Raw genomic sequence first — 8812 nt, 5'->3', positions numbered from 1 at the left:
CGTCCGAATTGTACTGCCTTTTCACCGCGAACTACCGAGCAGAAGTAGTTCGCTGTCTTCACACTCACCGCTTGGCATCAGCCTTGCCATGAGCACAAATAGTTGGTTGCGGGGGCCAGATTTGAACTGACGACCTTCGGGTTATGAGCCCGACGAGCTACCGAGCTGCTCCACCCCGCGTCCGAATTTTTTCCGAAATGGCCGAGCAGTAGCCAGTTCGAATTCTCTTTATCTTCAATGCGTTAATCAGCGTTGTCGACTCAGATACTCAGATGGTTGCGGGGGCCGGATTTGAACCGACGACCTTCGGGTTATGAGCCCGACGAGCTACCGAGCTGCTCCACCCCGCGTCTGAGGTCGCCAATAATAGGCGCCAGCGCTCAGATTGCAAGTAAATATCCTAAAAAAACTTCATTCGTAGGTTAAAGCAGCACAAATTGAAGGAATTTGCAACAGGCCGCTGTTTTTTCAGACAAGCAGGTTTGGGGCCAGCTTGGCGCACTACACTCAAATGGATTATCACTCCTCCTTTTGGGTAGGTCTATTATGCGCATATCCGCCGGTCATTGCCGTCAATTGGGGGCCACACCCGAGAACGACGGCGTCAATTTTGCTATCTGGGCCCGCTTGGCCAGTCGGGTCGAACTGCTGCTGTTCGCCAGTGCCGACGATACCACCCCGGAGGTGATCCCTTTGTCACCCCGCCTCAACCGCACCGCTTACTACTGGCACATTCACATCGAGGGCATTCCACTGGGCCAGCGTTATGCCTATCGCATTCAGGGCCCATGGCGTCCCTACTACGGTACCCGCTTCGATGCGGACAAGGTGCTGCTGGATCCCTATGGTCGCAGCATTGAGCTGGGGCCGACTTACGATCGCTGGGCTGCTGCCCGCCCTGGCAGCAACCTGGCTGTGTGCGCCAAAAATCGGGTGGTGGATACCCAAGGCTATGACTGGGAAGGCGACAAGCTGCCCGCTCACTCCCTCTCCCGCTCGGTGATCTACGAGCTGCACCTGGGGGGATTTACCAAGTCGCCGAGCTCCGGTGTGGATCCCGCCCTGCGTGGCACCTATCTTGGCCTCATCGACAAGATCCCCTACCTGCAATCCCTCGGCGTGACCGCCGTCGAGCTGCTGCCGGTGTTCCAGTTCGACCCCCAGGATGCCCCCAAGGGGCTCTCCAACTACTGGGGTTACAGCCCGATGTCGTTTTTTGCCCCCCACGCCCAATATGCCAGCGGCCCTGATCCGCTCACCGAGTTTCGTGACATGGTCAAGGCGCTGCACAGGGCCAATATAGAGGTGATCCTGGACGTGGTTTACAACCACACCGCCGAGGGGGGCGACAATGGCCCCACCTTCTCGTTTCGCGGCATAGACAACGAGGCTTACTACATACTCGACAGCAACCAGAAGGACACCAACTACTCGGGCTGCGGCAACACCTTCAACGGCGCCCATCCGGTGGTGCTGCGCATGATCATGGACAGCCTCCACTTCTGGCGCCAGGAGATGCACGTGGACGGCTTTCGATTCGATCTGGCCGCCATCTTGTCGCGGGACGAGTCCGGCATGCCCCAGGCCAATGCACCGACCCTGCGCACCATAGATACGGATCCCCGCATCGCCGACATCAAGCTCATCGCCGAGGCCTGGGATGCCGGAGGACTCTATCAGGTGGGCAGCCTGGCCGGTGCGCGCTGGCGTGAATGGAACGGCCAGTTCAGGGACGATGTACGCCACTTCCTGCGCGGGGATGACAACGCCGTCGCCACCTTCGTGGAGCGACTGTGCGGCAGCCCGGACATCTATCACTATCACCACGCCGATCCGGAAAAGAGCATCAACTTCGTCACCTGCCACGACGGCTTCACCCTGTGGGACTGGGCCAGCCATGACCACAAACACAACGAGGCCAACGGTGAAGAGAACCGGGACGGCTGCGATCACAACTTCAGCTGGAACCACGGCCAGGAAGGGCCGACCGAGGATCCCCAGATCAATGCCCTGCGGGTGCGCCAGGCCAAGAACATGATGGTGGCGACCCTGCTGTCAGTGGGCTCCCCCATGCTGCTGATGGGGGACGAGGTGCTGCGCACCCAGCACGGCAACAACAACGGCTACTGCCAGGACAACGAGACCTGCTGGATGAACTGGCAGCCCAGCGTCATGGGGCAGGAGATGTTCCGCTTCATGAAGGAGCTGATCCAGTATCGCAAGCACCTGTTCCAGCGACCCGAGCAGGAGAGCATGCCGCTGTCGCTGACCGAGATCCTGCGTCACAGCGAGATCTGCTGGCACGGGGTCAATGCCGCCCAGCCGGACTTCAGCCCCCACTCCCACGCCATCGCCATGTCGGCGCTCTCCAGCGAAACCAAGCTGGCGCTCTATGTGCTGTTCAACACCTACTGGGAGCCGCTCACCTTCAACCTGCCGAGCCCGCCCAAAGGGGTCGGTGGCTACTGGCGCCGGATCCTGGATACCGCCCTGCCCTCACCCCATGACATCTGCACCTTCGGCATGCCGCTGGAGGGGCTGACCCGGGAATACCTGGCCCAGCCACGCAGCAGCTGCCTCTTTATCTGCGGGGCCGACGACTTCTACTAGGCCCGGGTTGCGGCCAGCAAAAAGCCCCCCTGAACGACTCAGGGGGGCTTTTTTCATTCATGCGAGGAGCGATCAGGCCAGCTGGTGCAGCACGCTGGTCGCCGCTATCTGGGCAATGATGAGGCCGCACAGGGCGGTGGAGACCACCACGGGCGCCGTCTCCCGCTGTTGATAGATGGGGCTGAACCAGAGCAGCAGGGCCGCAATCAGCAAGCTGGCCTGGGTCAGCACCCCGGGGATCAGGGCATCCAGCTCAACGCCGCTGCCCTGCCAGCCCACCAGCACCGCCAGCCAGAGCAGGCTTAGAATGGCAGCCACCAGCCCGGCCAACGGCAGCAGCAGGTTGAAGGCCTGCAGGCGGTGACGCGCCCGCAGCAGCATCAGGTGCGCAAAGGCCGCCCCCAGCAAGGTCATCTGCAGCAGGCCGCTCAGCCAGCCCTGGATTTGCAGCAAGCCGACGCCATAGACCAGCAGCGGTATGGCAGGCAACCAGAGCAGGGTGGACGGGATGGCACGCTTGCCCTCCAGCCGGGACTGGGCCAGCGATAGCACTATCCCCAGGATCAGCGCAGCCCCCCCGCTCCAGATCAACCAGCTTGCCACCTTTGCCTCCACCGCCAGCATCAGGGAGAGGCCGGTGATCACCCAGATGGAGAAGAGCTGGGCCGTGATCCGCGAGCGCTGGCCCGGGCAGATGTCACCGCGCCACAGCACTATGCCAAGGGCGATGAGCGCCCCCAGCGCCATCAGGCCGGTCAGGGGAAAAAGCCAAAAAGGGAGTTGGACGAACATGACGCCTCCAGCAGCAAAGATTCGGGATGCGCCTGTGAGGCGCCAGAGAAGGGGCCGAGTATACCCAAACCCATCCCTGTCCCCAATCTCTGCAAGCGCCTTGCGAGGAATTCGACGCTCAGCACCACCTGGATGACAAGGCAGGATCACACTTGTCCGGCATCATTGGACGCCAGTCAGCACAGACCATCAGCCCTGGCCGCGCGCCAGCGCCACCACCTTGGCAAACATCTGCCGGATCACAGGTGGTATATGCTCGCCGCCGAGGCGCTCCGCCTCCTCCACCACCGCCAGCGCCATGCCAGGCTTGCTGCGATGATGGATGGCCTTGTTGATGATGCGCCCGGCATTGAGGGTCGAGCGGCCACCAACCCCGGCCTCGCGCCGAAACACAGCTTCGAAGCCGTTGTGATAGAGGTAGTGCTCGATATCAGCCGCCGGCAACTGGGTCAGCCGGTCCCGTTCCCGTTCTCCCTTGAGCAGCGCCCGGGCCGAGGTGGCATATTTGATCCCCGCCTCGTCACCGTCGGTGAGCAGATGCCACTCGATGCCAAAGTCGCGCGCCACCTTGATGAGGGGCGACTGACCACACTGGGCAAATTCGATGATGCGCACCCCTTCCGCCCGCAGGCTGTAACCGCAGATCTGGGCCAGCTCGGAGAGCAGCCAGATCTCGGTCTCCCCCTCCACCAGCAGCCAGCAACGGGCAAACATCGACATGGGGCGGTTGATGCGCACATGAAAGGCAATCTTGCGCAAATCATCGCTGCTGTAACGCTCGCCCCCCAGCTGATGACAGACGATGTCCTGCTGGCGGCGCACCAGACGGCGTACCTGATTCAAAGGCAGAGAGGAGAGCAGGTCGCCCGAATTGGTGGTCAGCAGCTTCTGGCCCGGCAGCTGCTCCAGCAAACCCCAGGCCAGTGCCATCATGGTGGGGTGCAGGCGACTCTCGGGGTCTTCCAGGATCATGATGGGCCGCGCGCCCTGCTCCAACTCGCGGTTGCCGCGGGCGTTTAGCAGGGTAGCCGCCATGCCTGCCATCGCCAATTGCAGCGCCCGGTTGTCGGCATTGCGCAGCAGCGTCTGCAGATTGCCGGGATTGCGTAGTGTCATGGGGCGATTGACGATGTCCCGCTGACTGCGAGGCTTGTGCTTCATGGGGGCAAGGGCGTTGAAGTAGTGATCCATCAGCTGGCGTACTGCCTGCAGCGCCTCTTTCAGCTCAGCCTCACCGATGCGCTGGGGTTCGTCGATGAGCTTGTCGGCCAGCTGGCTCAACCGGTTCTGTGACAAATCCCCCCACTGCAACATCTCGACCCCGTTGCGTGCGGTGCGGGCATCCCGCAGCCGGAACACCGGGTTCATGGTGATCAGCAGGCAGACCAGCTCATGGGCATTGTCGATGGGCAGGCTCTTGCCGATGCCGTCGAGAAAATCATGAGTGGTGAGCACGGAACCATCGGCCTGCAATTCGGCGCTGGCACGGTAGTGAATGCGGTGGAATTTGTCTTTGTGCTTGACCCAGGAGGCGCCAAGACGGGCAAGGCGATGGGAGTGCAGACACATCTGGGGTCTGTGTTCACTGAAGGTGAGCACCAGTTGCAGATGACGGGCGGGTGCGAGCTCGGGATCTTCCGGTTGGTGAAAATCATCGCTGCTGAACTGATAGGGTTCGGCATCCTGCCCCAACAGACACCAGAGGGCGCGCAGCAGGCTGGATTTGCCCCAGGCGTTCTCACCGATGAGAACCGTGGTGTTATCCAGCCCGAGCGAGAGGCGATTTATCCCGCGAAAACCTTTGACTTCAATGCGTTCCAGAAACATGCAGCCATATCCAATCCATTCAGATGGCGCAATAGTGGCAAAGTTGCCGGAAAAAACCTATCGGGTCGTATCGATTTTCAGCGGGAACTGTGAGGCACTACGGGTTCGGGAGGGGTGGGAATACAGGTGCGATCTTGGGGAGCATTCCAGTGGCTGAACCAAAGGTGACGAGTACGGGTCTGGCGTTTGCGATAATTCAATGGGCATTCCTTTCAATGGGTAAGTGGTAGATGGTACACCTCTTTTACCCAGAGTCTCAGCGTTATCTGTGACGATAGGATGACAATTGCGCGCGCCACTGGCCCGGCGTGAGGCCAAACGCCTCGCGAAAACGATTGCCGAAATGCGCCTGGGAGGAGAAACCGCACAGGATGGCGATGCTGGCCAGGGAGTCGGGCCCTGCCAGCAACTGTTTGGCCCGTTTGAGCCGCAGCCCAAGCAGGTAGCGATGGGGCGGACACCCCAGACTCTGGCCAAACATGCGGGCGAAATGATATTCGCTGAGGCTCGCCTGCTGTGCCAGCTCAGCCAGGGTGACAGGCTCGGCCAGATGGGCTTGCAGGTACTCCTGCACCCGCCGGATCACCCCGGGTGCCAGGCCGCCACGCACCTCGGGCAGGCTCGGCGCCTCCCGGGTATGGTGGCGGTAGGCGTGCAGCATCAGCATCCAGGCGCCGTGAGAGAGCGCCATGCGATCGACGCCGTGCTGCCACTCCAGTTTCATCAGCTGGGCCTGCACCAGTGCTGCCGCCTGCGGGTCGTCGATGAAGGTCTTGTCTTCCAGCAGCAGATGGCGCCCCTCCTTGTCGCAGGCCTGCTCGGCGATGCGGGTGAGATGGGCCGGCGTGAAGTAGAGGTGGAAAAAGCGGAACTCTTCGCGCACCAGCCACTCGGATCTGTGGTGATCCGGCATGATGCACACCTTGCCGGTGCCGCCATGGCCGCCGGGACCATCGAGGCGCTCAGTCTGCTCGCCCCCCTGCAGATAGACGCTCAGGGTATGGTGACCCGGATTGTGATAGCGGGTCTGATCATAGCAGTTGCGCCAGCTGGCCACCCCAAGGCCGGGCTCCAGCCAGCAGGAGTCTTCCAGCCGCGCTCCCGTGCTGACCAGTGCATCAAATACGCCCGCCTGTCTTATCTGTTGCACCTTGCTGCCTCGCCCATCATGCCTTGCGGCCATCTTACCGCGCCGCTGGGCCAAACGCTGCGGCCCTGCGGAAAAAACCGCAAGATGGTGCAAGCCAGTCGCGATGGCCCGCGCCATGCTGCTTCTCATGCCCTCTTCACGTAACCGGATCCCTCATGAACCTACTGCTCTATATTGCCACCGTCCTTATCTGGGGCAGCACCTGGATCGCTATCGCCTGGCAGCTCGGACCCATTCCCATCGAGGTCTCAGTGCTCTATCGCTTCCTGCTGGCGGCGCTGGCGCTGTTTGCCCTGCTCACCGTCAGCGGACGCTTCCCGCGTCTGCCCTGGGCGGGCCAGCGCTACGCGGCCCTGCTCGGCGCCCTGCTCTTTTCCACCAACTTCCTCTGCTTCTATCACGCCACCCTCTATATCCCAAGTGGCCTGTCGGCGGTGATCTTCGCCAGTGCCAGCATCTTCAACGGCCTCAATCTCTGGCTGTTCGAGGGCAAACGCCCCACCCTGCGCTGGCTGCAAGGATCCTTGCTGGGGCTGCTTGGCACCCTGCTGCTGTTCTGGCCCGTGCTGGCGGATGCGCAACTGGGTGCAAACGGCTGGAAGGGGTTGCTGTTGGCCTGTGGCGGCACCCTCTGCTTCTCGCTGGGCAATCTGGTCTCTGCCCGCGGCCAGCGACACGGCTATCACGTGCTGCAACTGGTGCCCTGGGGCATGGTGTACGGGGTTATATTGCTGCTGGGCTGGGTCACCCTGCTCGGCCAGTCCCTGACCATACCGACCGACGGTCACTATCTGGCGGCCATGGTCTATCTCGCCTTGTTCGGCTCTGTCATCGCCTTCACTGCCTACCTCACGCTGGTAGGCAGGATTGGTGCCAGCAAGGCCTCCTACGCCACAGTGCTGTTTCCCCTGGTGGCCCTCAGCCTCTCCACCCTGTATGAGGGGTTTGTCTGGCAGACAGTTTCGGTGGTGGGGGTGGTGATCAGCTTGCTCGGCAACCTGGTAATCTTCGCCCCGCCCGTGCGGGAGTGGCGCTGGCGGCCAGCCAAGGCAGCGAACGACACTTGCTCCTGACGCCGTCAGCCCCTAAGGTAGCGCCATTCGATCTGCGTGATGGCAACACTAGGGGGCAGGATGTTACTGGAAGGGCTGGAGACACTCAGTCTGCTGGCAAGCGAGGGCACCATGGCCAAAGTGGCCAGTCGCCTTTACATCAGTCAGTCGGCGGTGAGCAAGCGTATTGCCCAGCTGGAGCAGCGCCTCGGCAAGAAGCTGATCGAGCCGGATGGCCGCCAGATCCGGCTCACCCCCCAGGCGCGGGAGCTGCTCGACCGGGTGGCCCCGAGTCTCGCCGAGATGAAGGGGGTGCTGGCTGACAGCCAGACCCTCACCGATCTGACTCCCCTGCCCGTCGCCTGCTCCGAAACCTTGCTGGCGGGCTACCTCGCCCGCTTCATGCACGACTACCTCGGCCGCGATCCTCATATTGCCCTCTCCACCCATCACACCCCCGTGATCCTGGCGCGGGTACGCAGTGGCGACGCCCTGCTCGGCATCTGTGCCGGTCGGCTGCCTCCCGGCCATGGCCTGGGAGCCGAGCTATTGCTGGAGGAGCCCTTCTATCTGGTGGGAAGCGATCAGGATGAGGGGATACCGGCAGATCAGCGGCCGTTCGAGCTGGGTCAGGGGCACAGGCTCAAGATCCTGACCATGGATCTGGATAACCCCTCCAACCGCTACCTGCGCGAACCCTTGACACAATTGGGCATGGTGCCCGCCATGGAGCTGGACTCCTATCTGGCGCTGATCGAACTGGCCAAGGCAGGCATAGGGCCCGTGCTGCTGCCGGCAGGTCTGCTGGCACTGGTGGGGGAACAGGGAGAGATGGCGCGTCCACTGCCTGAACTGGGACGCCCGCTTCATCTGGTATACCGACCCAACAGCCTCAAGCGCGAGCGGATCGCTCGGCTGGTGAACGCCCTGCGCAAACACTTTCGCCATTACAGCGACACGCCACTATAGCCTAGTTGTGACAACGGGGCCCAAGGGCCCCGTGAAAGTCAGATTTGTCGCGAACACGCAGCGGCTCAAATCCAGGCAAACAGCTCGGGATACTGGCTCCACACCAGCTTGGCGGACATCAGCAGGGACACGGTCACCAAGAGCGGTTTGATGAGCTTGACCCCCTTCTTCAGCACCAACTTGGAGCCGACATAGGCGCCGATAAACTGCCCCAGCGCCATGCAGAAGCCGACACTCCACACTACCTTGCCGCCGATGGCGAAAAATAGCAGGGAGGCAATGTTGGAGGTGAAGTTCAGGAGCTTGGTGTGTGCTGTGGCCCGCGCCATGCCAAACCCCGCCAGCGCCACGAAGCCGATGGCAAAAAACGACCCCGTCCCCGGCCCGAAGAAGCCGTCATAAAAGCCCACCC

7 protein-coding genes and 2 tRNA genes are annotated in these 8812 nt (G+C 62.0%); 3 read left to right on the top strand and 6 right to left on the bottom strand.

Features of this window, described 5'->3' with window-relative positions; translation table 11 throughout:
- Window positions 1–103: 103 nt before the first annotated feature.
- Window positions 104–180 (bottom strand) — tRNA-Met (locus BN1128_RS00045).
- A 93-nt stretch (window positions 181–273) separates the two neighbouring features.
- Window positions 274–350 (bottom strand) — tRNA-Met (locus tag BN1128_RS00040).
- A 196-nt stretch (window positions 351–546) separates the two neighbouring features.
- Between BN1128_RS00040 and glgX the strand changes: the two genes are divergently transcribed.
- Window positions 547–2610 carry a glycogen debranching protein GlgX gene (gene glgX, locus BN1128_RS00035; protein ID WP_042865531.1) on the top strand — a complete coding sequence of 688 codons (2064 nt, stop codon included), beginning with the start codon at window positions 547–549 and terminating at the stop codon, window positions 2608–2610.
- Window positions 2611–2682: 72 nt separating this feature from the next.
- On the opposite strand, the gene BN1128_RS00030 is transcribed toward glgX, so the two are convergent.
- From BN1128_RS00030 to BN1128_RS00020, 3 genes are all read right to left on the bottom strand, one after another.
- Window positions 2683–3402 (bottom strand): hypothetical protein, encoded by a 720-nt coding sequence (locus BN1128_RS00030; RefSeq protein WP_042865530.1) that lies wholly within the window; start codon window positions 3400–3402, stop codon window positions 2683–2685.
- Window positions 3403–3591: 189 nt separating this feature from the next.
- Complete coding sequence (locus BN1128_RS00025) at window positions 3592–5229, bottom strand: ATP-dependent endonuclease (protein ID WP_042865529.1); 1638 nt, start codon at window positions 5227–5229, stop codon at window positions 3592–3594.
- A 262-nt stretch (window positions 5230–5491) separates the two neighbouring features.
- A complete protein-coding gene (locus BN1128_RS00020) occupies window positions 5492–6412 on the bottom strand; it encodes a helix-turn-helix domain-containing protein (protein WP_042865532.1) in 921 nt (306 codons plus the stop codon).
- A 122-nt stretch (window positions 6413–6534) separates the two neighbouring features.
- Here BN1128_RS00020 and BN1128_RS00015 point away from each other — a divergent pair, with 122 nt between their 5' ends.
- Entirely contained in the window at window positions 6535–7452 is a 918-nt protein-coding gene (locus BN1128_RS00015; RefSeq protein WP_042865528.1) for a DMT family transporter, read from the top strand.
- Window positions 7453–7512: 60 nt separating this feature from the next.
- Entirely contained in the window at window positions 7513–8400 is an 888-nt protein-coding gene (locus tag BN1128_RS00010; RefSeq protein WP_042865527.1) for a LysR family transcriptional regulator, read from the top strand.
- A gap of 65 nt (window positions 8401–8465) precedes the next feature.
- On the opposite strand, the gene BN1128_RS00005 is transcribed toward BN1128_RS00010, so the two are convergent.
- Window positions 8466–8812, bottom strand: a 347-nt coding sequence (locus BN1128_RS00005) for a TSUP family transporter (protein WP_042865526.1), incomplete at its 5' end; no start/stop codon positions are given.

Source organism: Aeromonas piscicola, from assembly GCF_000820005.1.
GTDB lineage: Bacteria > Pseudomonadota > Gammaproteobacteria > Enterobacterales > Aeromonadaceae > Aeromonas > Aeromonas piscicola.
Note: the sequence above shows the minus strand (reverse complement) of the source record. Positions and strands in the feature narration are given on the sequence as shown.

What these genes read in the sequence shown, in the direction of transcription:
- BN1128_RS00030 (WP_042865530.1), bottom strand. Translation starts at nt 3,402, where the DNA reads ATGTTCGTCCAACTCCCTTTTTGGCTTTTTCCCCTGACCGGCCTGATG.
- BN1128_RS00020 (WP_042865532.1), bottom strand. Translation starts at nt 6,412, where the DNA reads ATGGCCGCAAGGCATGATGGGCGAGGCAGCAAGGTGCAACAGATAAGA.
- BN1128_RS00010 (WP_042865527.1), top strand. Translation starts at nt 7,513, where the DNA reads ATGTTACTGGAAGGGCTGGAGACACTCAGTCTGCTGGCAAGCGAGGGC.
- BN1128_RS00015 (WP_042865528.1), top strand. Translation starts at nt 6,535, where the DNA reads ATGAACCTACTGCTCTATATTGCCACCGTCCTTATCTGGGGCAGCACC.
- glgX (WP_042865531.1), top strand. Translation starts at nt 547, where the DNA reads ATGCGCATATCCGCCGGTCATTGCCGTCAATTGGGGGCCACACCCGAG.
- BN1128_RS00025 (WP_042865529.1), bottom strand. Translation starts at nt 5,229, where the DNA reads ATGTTTCTGGAACGCATTGAAGTCAAAGGTTTTCGCGGGATAAATCGC.